12 protein-coding genes are annotated in these 21,016 nt (G+C 47.1%); 1 reads left to right on the top strand and 11 read right to left on the bottom strand.

Features of this window, described 5'->3' with window-relative positions:
• Positions 1-233 precede the first annotated feature (233 nt).
• Positions 234-2,819 (top strand): phosphoenolpyruvate carboxylase, encoded by a 2,586-nt coding sequence (locus BC349_RS04205; RefSeq protein ID WP_187255482.1) that lies wholly within the window; start codon positions 234-236, stop codon positions 2,817-2,819.
• A 99-nt stretch (positions 2,820-2,918) separates the two neighbouring features.
• On the opposite strand, the gene BC349_RS04200 is transcribed toward BC349_RS04205, so the two are convergent.
• The 11 genes from BC349_RS04200 to leuB form a co-directional block, all read right to left on the bottom strand.
• Positions 2,919-4,046 (bottom strand): outer membrane beta-barrel protein, encoded by a 1,128-nt coding sequence (locus BC349_RS04200; RefSeq protein ID WP_187255481.1) that lies wholly within the window; start codon positions 4,044-4,046, stop codon positions 2,919-2,921.
• A 113-nt stretch (positions 4,047-4,159) separates the two neighbouring features.
• Positions 4,160-5,551 carry an ammonium transporter gene (locus BC349_RS04195; protein ID WP_187255480.1) on the bottom strand — a complete coding sequence of 464 codons (1,392 nt, stop codon included), beginning with the start codon at positions 5,549-5,551 and terminating at the stop codon, positions 4,160-4,162.
• A 357-nt stretch (positions 5,552-5,908) separates the two neighbouring features.
• The gene (locus tag BC349_RS04190; protein ID WP_187255479.1) at positions 5,909-7,411 is read right to left on the bottom strand and encodes a glutamate synthase subunit beta; all 1,503 of its coding nucleotides are present in this window, start codon (positions 7,409-7,411) and stop codon (positions 5,909-5,911) included.
• Between the two features lie 76 nt (positions 7,412-7,487).
• Positions 7,488-12,005, bottom strand: coding sequence for a glutamate synthase large subunit (gene gltB / locus BC349_RS04185; RefSeq protein WP_187255478.1), 4,518 nt, complete (start codon positions 12,003-12,005; stop codon positions 7,488-7,490).
• A 204-nt stretch (positions 12,006-12,209) separates the two neighbouring features.
• The gene (gene ilvA, locus BC349_RS04180) at positions 12,210-13,559 is read right to left on the bottom strand and encodes a threonine ammonia-lyase (RefSeq protein WP_187255477.1); all 1,350 of its coding nucleotides are present in this window, start codon (positions 13,557-13,559) and stop codon (positions 12,210-12,212) included.
• Between the two features lie 15 nt (positions 13,560-13,574).
• Positions 13,575-14,633 (bottom strand): ketol-acid reductoisomerase, encoded by a 1,059-nt coding sequence (gene ilvC, locus BC349_RS04175; protein WP_187255476.1) that lies wholly within the window; start codon positions 14,631-14,633, stop codon positions 13,575-13,577.
• Between the two features lie 54 nt (positions 14,634-14,687).
• Positions 14,688-15,278, bottom strand: coding sequence for an acetolactate synthase small subunit (ilvN, locus tag BC349_RS04170; RefSeq protein ID WP_187255475.1), 591 nt, complete (start codon positions 15,276-15,278; stop codon positions 14,688-14,690).
• A gap of 63 nt (positions 15,279-15,341) precedes the next feature.
• Positions 15,342-17,081 carry a biosynthetic-type acetolactate synthase large subunit gene (gene ilvB, locus BC349_RS04165; RefSeq protein WP_187255474.1) on the bottom strand — a complete coding sequence of 580 codons (1,740 nt, stop codon included), beginning with the start codon at positions 17,079-17,081 and terminating at the stop codon, positions 15,342-15,344.
• Positions 17,029-18,714, bottom strand: coding sequence for a dihydroxy-acid dehydratase (ilvD, locus tag BC349_RS04160; protein WP_187255473.1), 1,686 nt, complete (start codon positions 18,712-18,714; stop codon positions 17,029-17,031). Before ilvD ends, ilvB begins: the two co-directional genes overlap by 53 nt.
• 30 nt (positions 18,715-18,744) lie before the next feature.
• The gene (ilvE, locus tag BC349_RS04155) at positions 18,745-19,641 is read right to left on the bottom strand and encodes a branched-chain-amino-acid transaminase (RefSeq protein WP_187255472.1); all 897 of its coding nucleotides are present in this window, start codon (positions 19,639-19,641) and stop codon (positions 18,745-18,747) included.
• Positions 19,642-19,900: 259 nt separating this feature from the next.
• Positions 19,901-21,016, bottom strand: a complete 1,116-nt coding sequence (gene leuB / locus BC349_RS04150) for a 3-isopropylmalate dehydrogenase (protein ID WP_187255471.1) — start codon at positions 21,014-21,016, stop codon at positions 19,901-19,903.

The raw sequence follows: 21,016 nt of genomic DNA, 5'->3' as shown, positions 1-21,016 counted from the left end.
GTAATAGTCGTGGTGGAGGCTGTGATGACAGCCGTCATGGAACCTGACTTATATGTGTTAAAATTTGCCACTTTTCTTTGGAGGGCTAAAGGTACTATGCCATCAAATTATAACAAGCGTTAGTTTGATATTTTTTTCGTTATTAATATGTCTGGCTTCGATTTGCTGTTGATTTCTTATATTCATTCCCCGATTGCTGCCACACATGTTTTATTTTTAAAGTCAACGAAATCATGCCAAGTATGGACCCGGCAGCCCTGCAAAAGTTCAAAAGTGAAGTAGCACTGAAATTTCAGTTATACAACAGTTTGTTTACCTCCCTTCCATTTCACCGGATTGAAAAGACCGGCATTCTTCTCTCCATGTTGCTGAACGTTTGTGAGGAAGGATACAAGAAAAAAAAGAGCCCCGTTCAGATAATGGACGAATTTTTTTCCAGTCATAGCAGCTATCGCCTGGAGCAGGAGCAGACCGATCTTTTATTCCGGTTCGTTCAGTATGTTGAGCGCCAGGTAGTTCTTTTTGATGCTTTGGAAGATGCAGCCTTCAGTAAGGTGAATGATCTTTCCGGCACAGGTACACTCAAACAATTAAAATCATCCTTAGAGCAGACAGACGGAGATCCCGCGAAATCCGTACAGGATGATTTCTGTGTAAGGATGGTGCTTACAGCCCATCCTACCCAGTTCTATCCGGGATCCGTCCTGGGAATCATTCATGACCTTTCCAAAGCGTTACAGGAAAATAACACTTCGCTGGTTAATACTTATCTGCAGCAACTGGGCAAAACTCCGTTTTTCAAAAAACAAAAGCCCACTCCATACGATGAGGCGATGAGCCTGATATGGTACCTTGATAATGTGTTTTATCATGCTGTGGGCAGGATACTGACCTATGCCGCCAACGAACTGACTCCCTGGTTACAGGAGGATAAGCCATTGTTGCAGATGGGGTTCTGGCCGGGAGGTGACAGGGATGGAAATCCCTTTGTAACTGCAGAGACCACCTTGCAGGTCGCTTCCGCCCTGCGTTCCAGTATTGTGAAGCAATACTATATGGATGTACGCAAATTGAAGCGGCGACTCACTTTCAAGGAAACAGACCAACTGATCGCCAATCTTGAAAAACAGTTGTACAACGAAGTTTTCGGGCAGGTAAAACAGGAAGATCTGGATGCAGGGAAAATGATACAGCAACTGAACCAGATAAGGGACACGCTGGTGTATCAGCACAATGGATTATTTGCGGGGTCAGTGGATAACCTGATCCAGAAAATAAAGGCATTCGGCCTGTATTATGCCTCTTTGGATGTTAGACAGGACAGTTCAATTCATCAGTCATTTTATACTATGCTGGCAGCAGATGGAAAAGTATTGCCGGCAGATTACCACAAACTGGATGAGGGCGAAAAGCTGAAGTTATTGGCGGGACTATCACGACTGGATGAATCCGTTATGTTCAGGGACCCGCTTCACCAGGATGTGATACAATCCGTCAGGGCAATAGCTTCCATCCAGGAACAGAATGGTGAAACAGGTTGTTACCGCTACATTATCAGCCAGTGTAACAGTGCCATCAATGTGATGGAAGTGTATGGCATATTCCTGCTGGCGGGATGGAATAAAGACTCATTGACAATTGATATAGTGCCATTGTTTGAAACCATTGATGACCTGCAGCGTGCCGGTGAAATCATGGAAGCATTATATACCTTCCCCGCTTACAGAAAGCATCTGGAAAAGCGTGGCAGGAGGCAAACCATTATGCTTGGATTTTCAGACGGAACAAAAGATGGTGGTTACCTGATGGCGAATTACAGCATTCTGGAAGCAAAACAAGCCCTTACAGCGCTTTCAGCGAAGTACCAGATTGATGTATTGTTCTTCGATGGCAGGGGAGGCCCACCTGCCCGCGGAGGCGGCAAAACACATAAGTTTTATGCTTCCATGGGGAACGATGTTTCAGGAAAAGAGATCCAACTCACCGTACAGGGACAAACCATCAGTTCGAATTTTGGAACCATCGATTCGGCGCAATACAATATGGAACAGTTACTGAACGCCGGTTTGAGCAGTTCACTACGGGGCAATACCAGGCCGACACTTGAAAAAAATCAGCAGGATCTTCTGTTGAAACTGGCCGAGGATGGTTTTGATGCATATGTGTCCCTGAAAGAACACCCGGTTTTTGTAGATTACCTGGCACATGCAAGTCCGCTCAGGTTTTATGCTGAAACGAATATCGGTTCGAGACCGGCTAAACGAGGCTCAGCATCGAGGCTCAGCCTGAAGGACCTGCGGGCAATTCCCTTTGTGGGGGCCTGGAGCCAGTTGAAACAGAATGTAACGGGTTATTATGGTGTTGGTACAGCCCTTCAGAAAGCGGAGCAGCGGGGCGAATGGAAACTGGTAAAGGAAATGTACCAGCATTCTGTCTTCTTCAAGACACTGATCGATAACTGCGAGATGGCCATGCTGAAATGTTATTTCCCCCTCACCAGTCATCTGGCTGATCACCCTTCCTTTGGTGAGATATGGCATATGATTTACAGTGAGTATGAACTGACGAGGAAATACCTGTTTCTTTTGTCTGGTAAGAATGAGTTGATGGCCGATTATCCGGTGGAGCAGTTGTCTGTATCCATGCGTGAGCGGATCGTATTACCATTGACTACCATCCAGCAATATGCGATCACGAAAGTGCGTGAAATGGAAGGGGCTGCTGCAAAGTCAAAGCAGGCAGAGATGAAAGCTACTTATGAGAAGCTCGTTATGCGCTGTTCATTCGGTATAATCAATGCCGGCCGCAATTCCGCCTAACATTCACCATTCACCCTTCACCATTCACCATTCACCAAAAAAAGTCCCCTGTAGAAACAGGGGACGCTCAACGATTGCTTGCCATATGTGAAACAGCGGTCAGAAGCTATAGATAGCAGCCATCAGGAAACTGCCGGAGGATTTTTTTCCTGCGCCATCTGCATCTGTATAGATATTTTGGTTTGCATTTTCAATCCTGAATTCGGGTATGAAAGTCAGGCCGCCAACTTTGAAATTAGCTGAAAGGGTGGTGGCGAACAGGCTTGCACCATCAGGGCCACTGGTAGGGATCTTGAACTGATTTTTATCACTGAAGTATTCGCCTCTCAGGGTGAGACCGAACCAGGGTTTGGGATCAAGGTTCAGGTAAAGGGCAGAACCCCACCAGGATTTGCCATCAGCATTTTTGTCACCATCCCAGGTTTTTGTAGTGTTAACGGTTCCATTGTAGCCTATGCTGAAGGCGTCGCTGATTTTTCCTGTCATTACAAGGTCAAACTGACTTGTTTTGGAGGTGTCGGGATTTTTTCCGCCCACATAGTTGAGGTAGAACTTCAGGTTGTCACTAGCCGCGAAACTATACTGTGCAATGAGGAATTTTTTGTTGACCTGGCCAGTCGGCGGTATGCGGTAATCGGTTGCATTGGATACGCCGACCATGAATCCGTTTTTGCCTTTTGACAGCTCAGCTTTCAGTCCGGTATGGGTGAACGGCCCATTGGTAAACATGTACGACATGCTGTAGTTCCGGTTCAGCTGTGGGTCAACGAGTTCATATCCCACATGCGTGGCCCAGGTGCCGGCTGTGAATTTCAGCCAGTCCGTGGCTTTATAGCTGATGTAAAATTGTTTGATGGCCTGGGTAATACCTTCATCCGCATAGGCAAAATCTTTTGCCCTTGGACCGAAACCAAGGTCAAGAACTACCCCGACCTTGTCGCCCTGGTGTTCAGCTTTGATACTTGCCATTCCCAGAGCGAAGGAATTGTGCGCGCCGGTGAAACTGGTACGGTTATTACCGGCCTGTTTCCCAAAATCATAACGGTAATACACATCTGCGGAACCAGTGAAACTGACCAGGGGTTTTTTCTCTTCAGCAGGTGGAGCGCTTTCAGCAGAAGTGGTTTCAGAGGAAGCCGGAGCAGGGTTTGAGGTTTCTCCGCTTTGGGCGTATATCGAGACTGTGCAGGCAAAAGCAAGGCCTGTTGCAAAGAATTTTTGTAACATTGTGTAACATTTTAAGTGTTAAGGGAAAGGGTACGGCGATGAACTTGTGTCAGAAGTTTATCATTATGCTGTACCTTTTTCTGCTTTTTAGGAGCAGTTAGTTTTGGTTTTGGTTATACTTCAGAAAGTTCTTCTTCGGTCAGGGCTCCGTTATTGTGAACCAGTAGGGTGCCCTGCAGGTATTTTTCATTGTGTTGTGTAGCATCCAGACCCAGTTCCTCTTCTTCAGAGCTTACGCGCAGCGGTAATACGAAGTTGATGAACTTGAAGATCACGAAGGATACTATGGTGCTATAGGCCACCACAATTCCAAGCGCTTTCAGCTGGGTAAAGAAGAAGGATGGGTTACCGAAGAACCAGCCATCGTTACCCGCGCCGTTGATGGCTTTGGTAGCAAAAAAACCGGTCAGTAACATGCCTACCATGCCGCCAACACCATGACAGGGGAACACATCAAGCGTATCATCGAGGGTTGATTTTTGTTTGTAATAAACAGCCAGGTTTGAAATGATGGCTGCAATAACACCAATGAAAATGCTGTGGTGAATGGTAACGAAACCGGCAGCCGGCGTAATTGCCACAAGGCCCACGACTGCACCGATACAAAATCCGAGAACAGAAGGCTTTTTACCACGGGCAACATCAAAGAACATCCAGCTCAGGCCGGCTGCTGCTGCTGCTGTATTGGTTGTGGCAAATGCGGAGACGGCCAGTGCGTTGGCACCAAGTGCAGATCCTGCATTGAATCCAAACCATCCGAACCACAGCAATCCGGTACCTATCAGTACATAGGGAATGTTCGCAGGTGGGATTTCCTTCTGGTCAATATGCGATTGGCGGCGTTTCAGGACAAGTGCACCAACCAGGGCAGCACAACCTGCAGAAATGTGCACTACAGTGCCACCGGCAAAATCAAGTACGCCCATCTTGAAAAGGAAGCCTTCCGGATGCCAGGTCCAATGCGCAATAGGAGCATATACCAGGAGGCTGAACAAGGCGATGAACATAATATATGCCGTGAAACGGATCCTTTCAGCCACTGCCCCTACTACAAGTCCGGGAGTAATAATTGCAAACATCAGCTGGAACAATGCAAAGAGGGCCAGTGGAATAGTTGGTGCCAGGCTCCAGGGTGCGCCTGAACCAACTCCCTGGAAAAATGCGAAGGTCAAAGGGTTGCCGATGAATCCTCCAATAGATTCACCAAAACAAAGGCTGAATCCAACAGCCACCCAAAGAATGCTAACCACTCCGGCTGCTACCACACTTTTAATCATGGTAGAAATTACATTCTTGCGATGCACCATCCCGCCATAAAAAAATGCCAGTCCGGGTGTCATCAGGAAAACAAGCGCAGTGGCTACGATGATCCAACCTGTATCAGCAGCACTGTACAGTTTGCCGCCATCATCAAAGTTGGGCAATGCGGGAATAAATAAAGAGGCAATAGCTACACCAGCCAGGACCAGGAAGGGGGCAACCTGCTTCGTTGTCAGTTTACTCATTTCGGTAGGTTTTAGTGAATATTAAAAAAATAAATACTTTGTTACTATTCCTCTAAAGTACCTATAAAAATCATGTTAAAATGCTTTAAATATTCACATATAAAATAAAATAATATAATTCTGCGCGAGCTTTTTTCAAACAATGCGGGGCGATCCTTTCTTCGGAGCTATAATTATCTATATGAAATATTGAAAATCAAATAATTATATAAATTATTGCAGGCGTAGCGAAATTCAGTGTTATTTCACCCTTAAACATTGGTATTAAAGCATAACGGAAATGAATAGAATTCAGGATATAAATAAAAAAAGCGGCAAAAGCCGCTTTTTAATAAATATGTAATTAAATATAATATGTCAACTGGCTACAGATAACATTGCGTCCTTTGTTTCAAGTACTGACTGTCCCATCAGGAATTCATCAACCTTCCTGGCACACTCGCGGCCTTCGCTGATAGCCCAAACAACCAGGCTCTGTCCCCGCCTCATATCACCAGCGGTGAAGATCTTCGGAATATTTGTCTGGAATGCCTTTTCGCCAGCCCTTACATTTCCTCTTTCATCCAGCTCAATACCCAACTCTGATAACATTCCTTCTTTCTGCGGGTGTACAAATCCCATTGCGAACAAAGCCAGTTCGCAGGGTATTTCCCTTTCCGAGCCAGCCACTTCCCTGAACTGCGCCGGCCGCCCATCAGCACTGCTGGTCCATTCCAGGTTAACTATCTTCAGTGCTTTCAGGTTCCCGGCTTCATCACCAATGAATTCCTTGGTGGCTACCGCCCATTGCCGCTCACAACCTTCTTCATGAGAGGTGGAGGTTTTCAGGACCATGGGGTAGGTCGGCCAGGGCATGAAAGGTGTTCTGCTTTCCGGTGGTTTTGGTAATAATTCAAACTGGGTTATGGAAGCAGCACCATGACGGTTGGAGGTGCCAACGCAGTCACTTCCCGTATCACCCCCACCTATCACCACCACATGTTTACCAGTAGCCATCAGTTGTTCAGTATGGATATTGCTTTCGATATCCCCGAATGCCAATGGGTCTGCATTATAATTGCGCTTGTTCTGCTGCTTCAGGAATTCCATTGCAAAATGCACTCCTTTCAGACTGCGGCCAGGAATATTCAGGTCCCGGGGAACGGTGGATCCGCCGGCCAGTACAATTGCCTGGTATTCTCTCAGCAGGTCATTCACCCTGACATTCACGCCTACATTGGAGTGGCATTTGAATACAACGCCTTCCTCTTCCAGCAAGGAAACCCTTCTGTCGATTACCCATTTCTCCAGTTTGAAATCAGGGATACCAAAACGTAAAAGTCCACCGGGCTTTTCGTCCCTTTCAAAAACAGTAACGGAATGTCCTGCATAATTCAATTGGGCCGCAGCTGCCAGTCCGGCCGGGCCGGAACCAATTACCGCTACCTTCTTGCCGGTGCGCAGGTTGGGTTTGCGGGCTTTCACCAATCCTTTTTCAAAGGCAATTTCGATGATATGCTTTTCGATTTCCTCAATGGTTACTGCAGGCTGGTTGATGCCCAGCACACAAGCTGTTTCGCAGGGTGCAGGACAGATCCTCCCGGTGAACTCGGGGAAATTATTGGTAGAACTTAAGATGTCATATGCTTCATCCCAGTTTTTGCGATATACTGCATCGTTGAATTCAGGAATTACATTTCCTAAAGGACATCCATTGTGACAAAACGGTACGCCGCAATTCATACATCTTGCAGACTGCTTGTTTAACTGCTCGTCCGAATATCGGTTTACAAATTCATTATAATCATTCACACGCTCTTCTACCGGCCGCTTGCCGGGCAACTCGCGGGTGAACTCCATAAATCCTGTTGGCTTCCCCATATAAAGTTTGAAATTTGAAGTTTGTTATTAATTCACCATTCACCATTCACCATTCACCATTCACTGTTTCTCCGTTTCACCGTTTCGCTTCCTGTTTGGCCTTGCGTTCAAGGAGAACTTTCTTGTAATCACGCGGGAATACTTTAACGAAATTGTGTAACTGGTTGTCGAAATCTTTCAGGATGAACTGGGCAACAGTACTGCCGGTATACGTATAATGCTGGCTGATGATCTCTTTCAGATCGGCTGTATCATCCTCGCCAACAGGATCAAGGTCAACCATTTCAGTATTGCAGTTACCTGCAAAAATTCCTTTTACATCATACACATATGCAATACCTCCACTCATACCAGCAGCGAAATTCCTGCCGGTATCACCAAGTATCACCACTTTGCCGCCTGTCATGTATTCACAACCATGATCGCCTACTCCCTCCACCACTGCAGTAGCTCCGGAATTACGCACAGCAAAACGTTCTCCGGCTTTACCACGTATAAACGAAGTGCCCGATGTTGCACCGTAAAACGCAACGTTGCCAATGATGATATTATCCTCCGGTTTGAATGTTGCTAACAGTGACGGATAAACGATCAACTTGGCCCCGCTGAGACCTTTACCGAAATAATCGTTGGCATCACCTTCAAGTTCAAGGGTAATCCCTTTGGTATTGAAGGCACCAAAACTTTGTCCGGCGGTTCCGGTGAATTTGAAATGAATGGTATCATCTGCCAGTCCTGCCGCGCCATATTTTTTGGAAATCTCATTCGACAGAATGGTACCGATGGTGCGGTCTGTGTTCTTCACATCAAATGATGCAAATACTTTCTGTTGTTGTTCCAGTGAGGGCCGGGCGGCTTCAAGCAATTTCCAGTCGATCACAGTGCTTAAACCATGATCCTGCTCTTCCACACAGTACAATCCTGTATACATGGATGCCGGTTCCTTGTACAACACGGGAGACAGGTCAAGTCCCTTGTATTTCCAGTGAGTGATATCAGTTCTCTGTTCCAGGAAATCAACCTGTCCGACCATTTCATTTACTGTACGGAAACCGAGATCCGCCATGATTTCACGGAATTCTTCCGTAATAAAACGGAAGAAATTAACCACATGATCTGCATTTCCGGTAAAGCGCTTGCGCAGTTCCGGGTCCTGGGTTGCCACACCAACGGGGCAGGTGTTCAGGTGACACTTACGCATCATGATACAGCCTTCTACCACCAGGGCGGCGGTGGCAATACCCCATTCTTCTGCACCAAGTAAAGTGGCAATGGCAATATCGCGTCCGGTTCTGAGTTGACCATCTGCCTGTAATACCACCCTGCTGCGAAGTTTGTTTTTCAGCAAGGTCTGGTGACTTTCTGCCAGTCCCAGTTCCCATGGCAGGCCCGCATGTTTGATGGAACTGATAGGTGATGCACCGGTTCCGCCATCAAAACCTGCTACAAGGATAACATCTGCTTTTGCTTTCGCAACACCCGCTGCAATGGTGCCCACACCTGCTTTACTTACCAGTTTCACGCTGATACGGGCAGCACGGTTGGCATTCTTCAGGTCATATATCAATTGCGCGAGGTCTTCAATGGAGTAAATATCGTGGTGGGGCGGGGGTGAGATCAATCCTACACCAGGTGTGGAGTGTCTGACTTTGCCGATCCACTCGTCAACTTTATGTCCGGGTAACTGACCGCCTTCGCCGGGTTTTGCACCCTGCGCCATTTTAATCTGCAGTTCATCGGCCATGGTGAGGTAATAACTTGTTACCCCAAACCTTCCTGATGCTACCTGCTTGATGGCGCTTTTCATAGAATCGCCGTTGGGTAGGGCCTGGTAGCGCATATCATCTTCACCACCCTCGCCGGTATTACTTTTTGCTCCGATGCGGTTCATGGCAATTGCCAGTGTGGAATGGGCTTCATGCGAAATAGAACCAAAGCTCATCGCACCTGTTGCAAAACGTTTCATGATGCTGTCTGCAGATTCCACTTCTTCAATCGGAATAGAAGGCCTGTTATTCTTGAATTGTAACTGGCTTCTGAGGGTAGTGGCTTTCAGCCCCTGGTCATCTACCAGTTTTGAATATTTCTTGTAAGTATTGTAATCATTCATCCTGGTAGCGTACTGAAGCAGGTGAATGGTCTGTGGGTTGAACAGGTGCGCTTCCCCTTTGCGTTTCCATTGGTAAATACCGCCAACGGGTAAACGATCTACCGGGATATCTTTTTTGCTGAATGCCAGGAAATGCTTTGCCAGCGCTTCTTTCGCGATCTCATCGAGGCCCATGCCTTCAATACGCGAAGTGGCTCCTGTGAAATATTTATCTACCACGGTTTTGTTGATCCCGATAATTTCAAAGATCTGTGCGCCCTGGTATGACTGAAGTGTGGAGATACCCATCTTTGAAAACACTTTCAGCAGACCTTCATTAACCGCCTTGATATAGTTTTTCTTCAACTGGTCGGGGTCAAGTGTTGTTTCCATTTTGTCCATCAGCTTCATGTCGCGGATGGTTGACAATGCCAGGTAGGGGTTGATGGCGGTGGCACCGAATCCGATCAGGCAGGCGAAATGATGCACTTCCCATACATCACCGGCTTCTACAACCAACCCGACCTGTCCACGGAATCCTTTCCGGATGAGGTGGTGGTGTATAGCTGCAGTAGATAAAAGTGACGGAATGGGGGCGTGGTCAGAATCGATGGCACGATCTGAAAGGATCAGTACTTCAAATCCATCCTGAACGGCGTCCACTGCATAACGGCAGATCCTGTCCAGCGCTTTTTGCATTGAACCTGGTTTGCCATCGGCACGGAAATAACACTGTAATGTTTTTGCCTGGAAAATACCCGTGTCGATACTTCTTATCTTTTCCAGTTCGTGGTTATTGAGCACAGGATGCTTCAGGGCTACACTGTGGGCTGCCAGCGGATCTTCCGACAGCAGGTTTCCATTGTTGCCAACGAAGGTAGCCAGTGACATCACCAGTCTTTCACGGATTGGATCGATTGGCGGATTGGTTACCTGTGCGAATAATTGCTTGAAATAGCTGCTGATGTGTTGGGGCTGGTCACTCAATACAGCAAGTGGAGTGTCGGTGCCCATTGAACCAATTGGTTCCTTTCCATCAACTGCCATTGGGGCAATGATTGTTTCCAGGTCTTCTGTAGAATAGCCAAATGCTTTCTGGTATTTGAACACCTGGTCGTGCTCCAGATGGGTGAAGAGTACCCTTGGTTCAGGCAGTTCTTCCATCCTGATCTTATATTTATTCAGCCATTCTGCATAAGGCTTTTGGGAGCATATCTGTTGTTTTAGTTCTTCATCGCTGATGATGCGTCCCTGTTCCAGGTCCACTACAAACATTTTTCCCGGTTGCAGGCGGCCTTTTTCCTTGATGAGGGCAGGATCTACAGGCAATGCGCCGGTTTCCGAAGCCATGATCACCCGGTCATCAGTGGTTACAGCATATCGTGAAGGGCGCAGACCGTTCCTGTCGAGGGTGGCGCCAATAATTTTCCCATCGGTAAATGAGATTGATGCAGGACCGTCCCATGGCTCCATGAAAGCAGCATGGAATTCGTAAAAAGCTTTTTTCACCGGGTCCATATGCTCGTTGCCATCCCAGGCTTCCGGGATCAGCATCATCATAACATGTGGCAGGGAGCGACCGGTGAGCGTCAGCAGTTCAATCATATTGTCGAGACATGCACTGTCTGATTGGCCTTCTGTTACAATCGGCAGCAGCATGTCCATTTCTTCCTTGGTAAAATACGGGGAAGTAAAGCCTTTTTCGCTGGTGCGCAGCCAGTTAAGGTTACCCTGAAGCGTATTGATCTCACCATTGTGTGCCATATAACGGAAAGGCTGTGCCAGTTTCCAGGAAGGGAAGGTGTTGGTAGCAAAACGGGAGTGAACCAGTCCGAAAGCACTTACCATTCTTTTGTCGCTCAAATCAGGAAAGTATTCCCTGACCTGGTGGCTGGTCAGCTGACCTTTATAGATTACTGTTTTGTAGGAAAGCGATGCGATATAAAAACCGATGGCATCTTTCTTTACTGTATTGTTGATGGTATGGCTGGCATAATTGCGCAGGATAAACAGTTTACGCTCAAAATCATCGGGGTTGTTGATATGGTCGGGACATGCAATGAACACATGCTCCATTTCCGGTTCAACACTGAGCGCGGTGGGGCCGATACCTTCGGTGTTAACAGGTACTTTCCTGTAGCCGATTACATCCAGTCCAAGCTTTTCCGCAGCACGGTTAAATATGTCGCGACATTCTTCCCTTAGCCTGATTTCGCGGGGGAAAAACAACACACCTACACCATACTTGCCGAATGAGGGCAGGTGAATGCCCAGTTTAACGCATTCGTCAAAATAAAACTCATGCGGGGTCTGGATCATGATTCCTGCGCCATCGCCGGTATTTACCTCACAACCACAGGCGCCCCTGTGTTCCATGTTTTCCAGAATGGTAAGTGCATCGGAAATAATCTGGTGAGATTTGTTGCTCTTAATGTTGGCTACGAAACCAATTCCACAGGCGTCGTGCTCAAAGGAGGGGTGGTATAAACCCTGATTGCTTGCCATCGTTGATAATGCAGTTTAGAAATTTTTCAATAAAATATGCTGTTTCCTATATGGAATTTAATATATCTAGCAAGCAGGCTATGAATATACAACAAAAAATTGAAAAAACGGGTAAATTTTACAGTTGTAATATTTTTTAGCCGGACTCCGGATCCCTGGTATACCAAGCCAGAGCCTGGTTCCATTGGTGGCAGGAGGCTGTTGTTACACCAGGTAGCCGAACAGGTTATCATCTTTATTCAGTTCGGTATAATTGATATTGTAGCGCGCCATGTTTCCCAGGAGAACTTCGTAATCGGAACGGCTTTGCAATTCAATTCCTACCAGGGCGGGACCTGTTTCCTTGTTATGTTTTTGCATGTATTCGAACCGGGTAATATCGTCGTTGGGTCCCAGTACAAAATTTACAAATTCTTTCAATGCGCCCGGTCTCTGGGCAAAACGGATCAGGAAATAATGTTTCAGTCCTTCATATTGCAGTGATCTTTCCTTGATTTCCTGCATACGGTCGATATCATTGTTGCTGCCGCTGATGATGCAGACTATGTTTTTGCCTGCAATTCTGTCGGCGTACTGGTCAAGTGCGGCTATGGACAAAGCGCCTGCGGGTTCCACCACGATGGCGTCTTCATTGTATAATCTCAGGATTACGGAGCAGACCTTGCCTTCGGGCACCAGCAGCATATCGTCCAGCACTTCACGGCAGATTTTAAAAGTTTTGTCGCCCACTCGTTTTACAGCGGCGCCGTCAACAAACCGCTCAATGTTTTCCACGGTTACCGGTTCTCCCTTTTCGAGGGCTCGGGTCATGGAAGGTGCGCCTTCGGGCTCAACACCAATGATCTTGGTTTTGGGAGAATAGGTTTTCAGGTAACTGCCTACCCCGGCTGCCAGTCCGCCTCCGCCAACCGGTATGAACACATAATCTATTTCGGGTAGTTCTTCCAGAATTTCAACCCCTACGGTGCCCTGGCCTTCTATGATTTTTTCGTCGTCGAAGGGAGGGATAAAGGTCATTCCATGTTCTTCCGTAAAGGCTTTTGCTGCAAAGGCGCAGTCGTCAAATGTATCACCCACCAGTTTGATCTCAATCCAGTTCTCCCCAAACATTTTAGTTTGCTTTACCTTCTGGTTTGGAGTGATGATCGGCATGAAAACGACACCCTTTGCTTTCAGTTTTTTACAACTGTAAGCAAATCCCTGCGCATGGTTGCCGGCACTGGCGCAAACAACCCCTTTCTGTAATTGTTCCGGGGGAAGGCTGCTCATCATATTGTAAGCGCCGCGGAGTTTGTAGCTTCTCACCACCTGCAGATCCTCCCGCTTCAGATACACATTACAGCCAAACATGCGCGACAGGTTCTGGTTAAAGGTCAGGGGTGTTTTTTTAACCACTTTCTTTATCCGGAAAGCTGCTTTGTGGAAGTCGAGGGAATGGGGCAAATGGTGAATGGTCAATTGGTTAATGGTGAATGGGTGAATGGATGAATGGGTGAATAAGTCAATGGTAAATGGGCTGCCGATTGACTCAATCACCCATTCACCATTGACCATAAATCCCTGATATCATTATGCTTTTCCTGCCTGGTTTTCAGGACGGAGGCTGCGAACTGTTTTGCCAGCCTGCCACATTTCGCTTTCACGCAGTTCTTTCAATTCCTCTTCCAGCTTTTCGCGGTAGTCGGGCTGAGAGTTGCTGTCGATAGAGCGCTGTGATTCCTTGCCGGTTGCCACACTTTCATACAGCTCTTTGAATACGGGGGCTGTTGCGTCGCGGAATTTCTTCCACCAGTCCAGTGCTCCGCGCTGCGCTGTTGTAGAACAGTTGGCATACATCCAGTCCATTCCGTTTTCTGCCACCAGCGGCATCAGTGACTGTGTCAGTTCCTCAACAGTTTCGTTGAATGCTTCACTGGGGGTATGTCCTTTGTCGCGTAATACCTGGTACTGCGCTGCGAAAATTCCCTGGATGGCACCCATCAGGGTTCCTCTTTCACCGGTAAGGTCAGAGTATACTTCTTTTTTGAAATCGGTTTCAAAGAGGTAACCGCTGCCTACAGCTATGCCCAGGGCAATTACCCTTTCTTTTGCCTTTCCGGTTGCATCCTGGAAAATGGCATAGGAACTGTTCAGTCCACGACCCTGCAGGAACATGCGGCGAAGTGATGTACCGCTTCCTTTGGGTGCAACCAGGAATACGTCCACATCGGCCGGGGGAATGATGCCGGTCTGCTCGTTGAAAGTGATTCCAAAACCGTGAGAGAAATACAGAGCCTTTCCGGGGGTCAGGTATTTTTTTACGGTTGGCCACAGGGCGATCTGTGCAGCATCACTCAGCAGGTAACAAATGATGGTGCCGCGTTGTAAAGCTTCTTCAATATCGAACAGTGTTTCACCTGGAACGAATCCGTCTGCAACGGCTTTGTCCCAGCTCTTTGAATTTTTACGCTGACCTACTATTACATTGATACCGTTATCACGCTGGTTCAATGCCTGGCCGGGGCCCTGTACACCATAACCGATAACAGCTACAGTCTCATTTTTTAAAACTTCCTGTGCTTTCGCTAAAGGAAACTCTTCGCGGGTTACTACATTTTCTTCTACACCGCCGAAATTTAATTTTGCCATTTTTTTGGGTTTGTTATTGCTTGAAAGATTATTTACAATTCACCATTCACCATTTCACATGGAGAACACTTCCTGCTGTTTGTCCAGGAATTCGTTTTCAATTACCTGTTCACTGGGTTCGTGTTGCTCGAACTCGCGGATTTTTTCATGAAAACCACGGCTTGCTTTTATAATGGCAATTCTCGCGCTTCGCACAAACTCAATCAGGCCAAAGGGTTCCAGTACCCTGATCAGCTTGTCTGTTTCTTCGCGGTGGCCGGTGGTTTCAAAAACGGTATAGTCTTTTCTGATCACCACCGCCCTTGCACCATATTCGCGCAGCAGCCTTTCCACTTTTACCTTTTCTGCGATCTCATCAGTTGACACTTTATAAAGCGCCATTTCCTGCCAGATGAGTTCTTCATTGTTATTATAATAGGCTTTTAATACTTCCACCTGTTTTTCGATCTGGCGAACCAGTTTCTTCACCACTTCTTCCACCTCGTGGATGACGATTGTAAATCGATGTATACCTTCCACCTCACTGGGTGATGTATTCAGGCTTTCAATATTGATTTTCCTCCGTGAAAACATAATGGCAATGCGGTTCAGCAGGCCTATCTGGTTTTCGGTGTAAACGGTTATGGTATATTCTTGCTTGGTCATTGTTTGATGTTTTTTGCGATTCGAAAAAAAAATCTGGTTTCACTATTCACCATTCACTATTCACTACCTCAGCCTGATCTCCGCAACACTGCATCCCTGCGGCACCATTGGGAATACGTTGTTCTCTTTACCTACATTTACTTCCAGCAGGTAGGCTCCTTTATGGTGGAGCATTTCCTGCATGGCAGTCTGAAGATCTTTTCTTTCGCTGATGCTTTTCCCATCAATACCATATCCTTTTGCAACCTGTACAAAATCGGGACTCGCGATGTTCACAAAGGAGTATCGCTTGTCATGGAATAACTGCTGCCACTGGCGAACCATTCCAAGAAAATGGTTGTTCAGGATCAGGATCTTTACATCCACATTGCTTTGCATGATGGTACCCAGTTCCTGGATTGTCATCTGGAAACCGCCGTCACCTATTACAGCCACTACGGTTCTATCCGGTGCTCCGTATTTAGCGCCAATGGCTGCCGGCAATGCAAAGCCCATGGTTCCTAATCCTCCCGAAGTAATATTGCTCTTTGACTGGTTGAATTTAGCATATCTGCAGGCTACCATCTGGTGCTGTCCCACGTCCGTCACTATAACTGCATTGCCGCCGGATAATTCATTCAGGGTTCTGATTACTTCACCCATGGTCATATTATCGCTGGTCGGGTTCAGCTCGGGCTCCACACATGTTTCCTTTTCCTGCAGTTCGAAATCACGGAAACGTTGCAACCATTGTGGATATACTTTTTGTTCAATCAGCCCTGTCAGGATCGGTAAAGTTTCTTTGCAATCACCCCAGACAGGGACAGTTGTTTTTACGTTCTTGTCGATCTCAGACGGATCGATGTCGAGATGAATAAGCTTTGCCTGCTTTGCATATTTATCCAGGCGGCCCGTTACACGGTCATCAAAGCGCATACCCACGGCAATGAGTACATCACATTCGTTGGTGAGTACGTTAGGGCCATAGTTGCCATGCATGCCAAGCATGCCAACAGCCAGCGGATGATCGGTAGGGATGGCACTCATACCCATGATGGTCCAGGCGGAAGGAATACCTGCTTTTTCAATGAATTGAAGAAACTCCTTTTCTGCCTTACCAAGGATCACTCCCTGGCCAAAAATAACAAATGGCTGTTTGGCCTCATTAATCAGTTTGGCAGCTTCCCTGATGAATTCTTTTCTGACAACAGGTTTGGGCCGGTAACTCCTGATATGGTCACAGGCCTTGTACCCTTCGTAATCGAATTTCTGCAGCTGTGCATTCTTGGTGATATCGATCAATACGGGGCCCGGCCTGCCGCTGCGGGCAATATAAAATGCCTTGGCGAGTACATGGGGGATTTCCGTTGCATCGGTCACCTGGTAATTCCATTTGGTTACCGGTGTGGTAATATTGATCACATCAGTTTCCTGGAATGCATCCGTACCAAGAAGGTGTGCAAACACCTGCCCGGTGATCGCTACAATAGGAGTAGAGTCGATCATGGCATCTGCCAATCCGGTAACCAGATTGGTGGCACCCGGACCACTGGTGGCAAATACCACACCCACTTCACCCGATGTGCGGGCAAATCCCTGGGCTGCGTGTATGCCTCCCTGTTCATGCCTTACCAGGATATGTTCCAGTTTCTCGCTGTAATCATACAACGCATCATAAATAGGCATGATGGCCCCGCCCGGATAACCGAATATAGTTTTAACGCCTTCTGCCACCAATGCTTCCAGTACTGCCTGGGATCCGCTGATGTTCTCAGTCTTCGTCGGTAACGCAGCCGTCTGCGGCTGACTTAACGTGCTTTGCATATTTATATAGAATTCCTTTGTTTGCTTTTAATGATGGTTTCGACCAGGTTGCTTTTCTGCTTTCGATCACGTCCTGTGCAACCTTGAGATTGATGGTGTTGTTCACTGCATCGAGCTCAATGGTATCGTCGTCATGGACCAATGCAATCAACCCGCCATCGTATGCTTCAGGCGTGATGTGTCCGACGACGAATCCATGTGTGCCGCCACTGAAGCGGCCATCTGTGATCAATGCAACGGATTTACCCAGACCGGCACCAATGATGGCGGATGTCGGTTTCAGCATTTCCGGCATTCCTGGCCCACCTTTGGGCCCTACATAGCGGATCACTACAACATCTCCGGGCTTAACCCTTCCGCTGCTGATACCTGCGATCAATTCCTGCTCGCCGTCAAAGACGCGCGCCGGTCCAACAAAATTTTCGCCTTCCTTGCCGCTGATTTTAGCCACACTGCCACCTTCGGCCAGGTTACCATAAAGAATCTGGAGATGCCCTGTTGCTTTCAATGGATGTTCCAGCGGACGGATGATCTTTTGGGTTTCAAAATTCAGGTCGGGAACCGCAGCCAGGTTTTCAGCAATGGTTTTTCCGGTAACTGTCAGGCAGTCGCCATGCAGCAATCCATTTTGTAAAAGGTATTTCATCACTGATGGTATGCCACCATGTTCATGCAGGTCCTGCATCAGGTATTTACCACTTGGTTTGAAGTCCGCCAGCACCGGAACCTTATCACTGATGGCCTGGATATCATCCTGGGTAAGCGAAACACCAACGCTCTTTGCCATCGCTATGAGGTGTAAAACCGCATTGGTTGATCCTCCAAGGATCATGATGACAGTAACAGCGTTTTCAAATGCCTTACGGGTCATGATATCGCTGGGTTTGATATCCTTTTCAAGTAAAAGCCGGATGGCTTTTCCTGCTTCCATGCATTCTTTCTTTTTCTCCTCGCTGAGCGCCGGGTTGGAAGAAGAGTAGGGGAGACTCATGCCAAGTGCTTCAATGGCTGAAGACATGGTGTTGGCAGTATACATGCCTCCGCAAGCGCCGGCACCCGGACAGGAATGTTTTACAATACCCTTGAAATCGGCTTCCGATAACTGGCCCGCAATTTTTTGTCCCAATGCTTCAAATGCCGAAACAATGTTCAGGTCCTGGCCTTTATAATGCCCGGGAGCGATGGTGCCACCATAGACCATAATAGCCGGACGGTTTAGTCTACCCATTGCAATAATGGAACCAGGCATGTTTTTATCACAACCCGGCACTGCAATAACGGCATCATAGTATTGCGCGCCACAAACAGTTTCAATGGAATCGGCAATGATATCGCGACTAACAAGAGAGTAACGCATGCCATCCGTGCCATTGCTCATACCATCACTTACACCAATGGTATGGAAGGTAAGTCCAACCATATCATTCTGCCATACACTTTCCTTGATCAGTTTGGCCAGATCGTTCAGGTGCATGTTACAGGTATTGCCGTCGTAACCCATGCTTGCCACACCGACCTGCGCTTTCTGAAGATCTTCATCAGTAAGGCCAATGCCATAATACATGGCCTGTGCAGCAGGTTGGGTCGGGTCCAGTGTAAGGGTTTTGGAATATTTATTCAATTCGTTTGACATGTAGAAATATGGTTGTTGATTAATTTTTTATCAGGCAGATACAGGTTCTGTTATTGATTCTGTAACAAGAGCTTTATAGGCGAGTTGGATTTTTCGGCCAAGGGAATCGTTCCAGTTTTTTGCAAAAGGAACGCCGTCAAAGCTTTTCCAGCCGATCACTTCAGCGGCGGTACCGCAAAAGAAAGCGGCATCGGAACCTTTCAGGGCTTCAGCGGTAAATAATTTCTGTTCCACTTCTATTCCCATATGGTGGCATAATTCCAACACGGTTGCCCTTGTGATGCCGGGTAGGATATTCCCTGCGGGCGGAGTGAATAACCTGCCGTCTTTTTCGAAAAACACATTGGCTCCCGGTCCTTCAGCGATAAAGCCATTCATGTCTGTAAGCAGGGCTTCATCAAAACCCTTTGATTTTGCTTCCTGGCTGGCAAGGATCGAGTTCACATAGTGCCCGGATGCTTTGGCTTCTATATGAAATCCTTTTGGATTGGGCCGCTGGAAAGAGGAACCCATCACATTCAACAGGTTTTCTCCCAGGAAGGGTTCCATCGCCCATACCTGGATGGTGAGATAGGATTCTTTATTGAGGCTGAAACTCATGTTGGCAGGTGCAAATACCAATGGCCTGATATAGGCATCCTGCAAATGGTTGGCCTCCAAAACTTTGTAAGTGGCATCTGTCAACTCCTCCACGCCCCAGGAATATGGCATATTCATGGCCATGGCGGAGCGTTGCAGCCGCTCGTAATGCTCTGCCGGCTTGAATATCCGGGTTTCTCCGCTGGCTGTCCGGTAAGAGCGGATGCCTTCGAATACCGCATAGCCATAATGCATTGACTGACTATACAGGTCAATATTTGCCTCACTGGCTTTTACAAATTGGCCATTGAGGTAAAGAATCGTGTTTTTGTTATAATACGTTGACATGGTTAATAAAAAAAACGGTCCACCTTTTTGAGGTGGACCGTTTGTATTTAGTTTGACTATTTTATATACAGTTACCACCTCCTTGCATGACAGGAATAATAATAATAACCACCACAATAATGACTGCGATCAGTGCTGGGATGATATGTATTGTTTTTCCTTTCATCAGGCGATGATATATTACAAATATACAAACGCCCGTCAATTTAAAAAAAGAACTTTTAATATTCAATCAATCATTCGTGCCGACGCTGCGGCCTCAAATGATGGTAGATTTTCTCAACTGGATATTTTCCGGATGCAATTCAGTATGGATTTTATCCTGTACAAAATCGCAGATCAATTCCCCGATTGTCGAAGTGAAATAAAAATTTACTGGATCAATGTCCTTGGTAACAAAACCGCTGTCCAGGGTCCACTGTGCTGCCGCCCTAACCTTGGCAGCTTCCACCGTAAGGCCAAAGTGATCGAGCATCATTGCTGCCGAAAGTACAGACCCCAGGGGGTTGGCAATGTCTTTCCCGGCAGCCTGCGGATAGGAACCATGGATGGGTTCAAATAAAGCACCGCCATTACCGATGGAAGCCGATGGCAGGAGCCCCAGTGATCCGGTAATGACGCTTGCTTCGTCGCTCAGGATATCGCCGAACATATTCTCGGTGAGGATCACGTCGAATTGCCTGGGGTTTATGATGAGCTGCATGGCGGCATTGTCAACAAACAGGAAGTCAACAGAAACATCGGGATATTGTGCAGCCATTTCCTGCACAACTTTTCTCCATAGCCTGGAGGTTTCCAATACATTGGCCTTGTCAACCAGGGTAAGTTTCTTCCTTCTTTGCTGAGCTGCCCTGAAAGCGAGGTGAGCGATTCGCTCAATTTCTCCTTTCGTATAAATACAATCGTCAGAGGCGGTGTTGCCATCTTCCGATAAGGTTTTGTTGCCAAAATAAATGCCGCCTGTCAGTTCCCTGAAGATGACACAATTGATTCCTTCCAGGATTTTCGGCTTCAGCGGCGATAAATGCTGAAGGGATGCATAGGTTGTGACCGGCCGGATATTGGCGAATAGTTGCAATGATTTCCGTAGCATCAGCAAACCCTGTTCCGGTCTTACTTTTGCATTGGGGTCATTGTCGTATTTCGGATGACCGATTGCACCAAATAATATGGCATCGCTGTTAAGGCAGGTTTCGATGGTTTCATCGGGCAGGGGGCTGCCTGTTTTGTCAATAGCATCAGCTCCCATGAGTGCATAAGAATAATGAAATACATGACCAAACTGTTTGGCGACTGCATCCAGCACGCGGATGGATTGGCGGGTTACTTCCGGCCCTATTCCATCTCCCAATATAACAGCTATCTTTTTTTCCAT

Source organism: Flavihumibacter stibioxidans (assembly GCF_014332695.1).
GTDB lineage: Bacteria > Bacteroidota > Bacteroidia > Chitinophagales > Chitinophagaceae > Flavihumibacter > Flavihumibacter stibioxidans.
This window is presented reverse-complemented; position numbering and strand designations above follow the sequence as displayed.

What these genes read in the sequence shown, in the direction of transcription:
- leuB (WP_187255471.1), bottom strand. Translation starts at nt 21,016, where the DNA reads ATGGAAAAAAAGATAGCTGTTATATTGGGAGATGGAATAGGGCCGGAA.
- ilvB (WP_187255474.1), bottom strand. Translation starts at nt 17,081, where the DNA reads ATGCAAAGCACGTTAAGTCAGCCGCAGACGGCTGCGTTACCGACGAAG.
- gltB (WP_187255478.1), bottom strand. Translation starts at nt 12,005, where the DNA reads ATGGCAAGCAATCAGGGTTTATACCACCCCTCCTTTGAGCACGACGCC.
- BC349_RS04190 (WP_187255479.1), bottom strand. Translation starts at nt 7,411, where the DNA reads ATGGGGAAGCCAACAGGATTTATGGAGTTCACCCGCGAGTTGCCCGGC.
- BC349_RS04205 (WP_187255482.1), top strand. Translation starts at nt 234, where the DNA reads ATGCCAAGTATGGACCCGGCAGCCCTGCAAAAGTTCAAAAGTGAAGTA.
- ilvE (WP_187255472.1), bottom strand. Translation starts at nt 19,641, where the DNA reads ATGTCAACGTATTATAACAAAAACACGATTCTTTACCTCAATGGCCAA.
- ilvA (WP_187255477.1), bottom strand. Translation starts at nt 13,559, where the DNA reads ATGGTCAATGGTGAATGGGTGATTGAGTCAATCGGCAGCCCATTTACC.
- BC349_RS04195 (WP_187255480.1), bottom strand. Translation starts at nt 5,551, where the DNA reads ATGAGTAAACTGACAACGAAGCAGGTTGCCCCCTTCCTGGTCCTGGCT.
- ilvC (WP_187255476.1), bottom strand. Translation starts at nt 14,633, where the DNA reads ATGGCAAAATTAAATTTCGGCGGTGTAGAAGAAAATGTAGTAACCCGC.
- ilvD (WP_187255473.1), bottom strand. Translation starts at nt 18,714, where the DNA reads ATGTCAAACGAATTGAATAAATATTCCAAAACCCTTACACTGGACCCG.
- BC349_RS04200 (WP_187255481.1), bottom strand. Translation starts at nt 4,046, where the DNA reads ATGTTACAAAAATTCTTTGCAACAGGCCTTGCTTTTGCCTGCACAGTC.
- ilvN (WP_187255475.1), bottom strand. Translation starts at nt 15,278, where the DNA reads ATGACCAAGCAAGAATATACCATAACCGTTTACACCGAAAACCAGATA.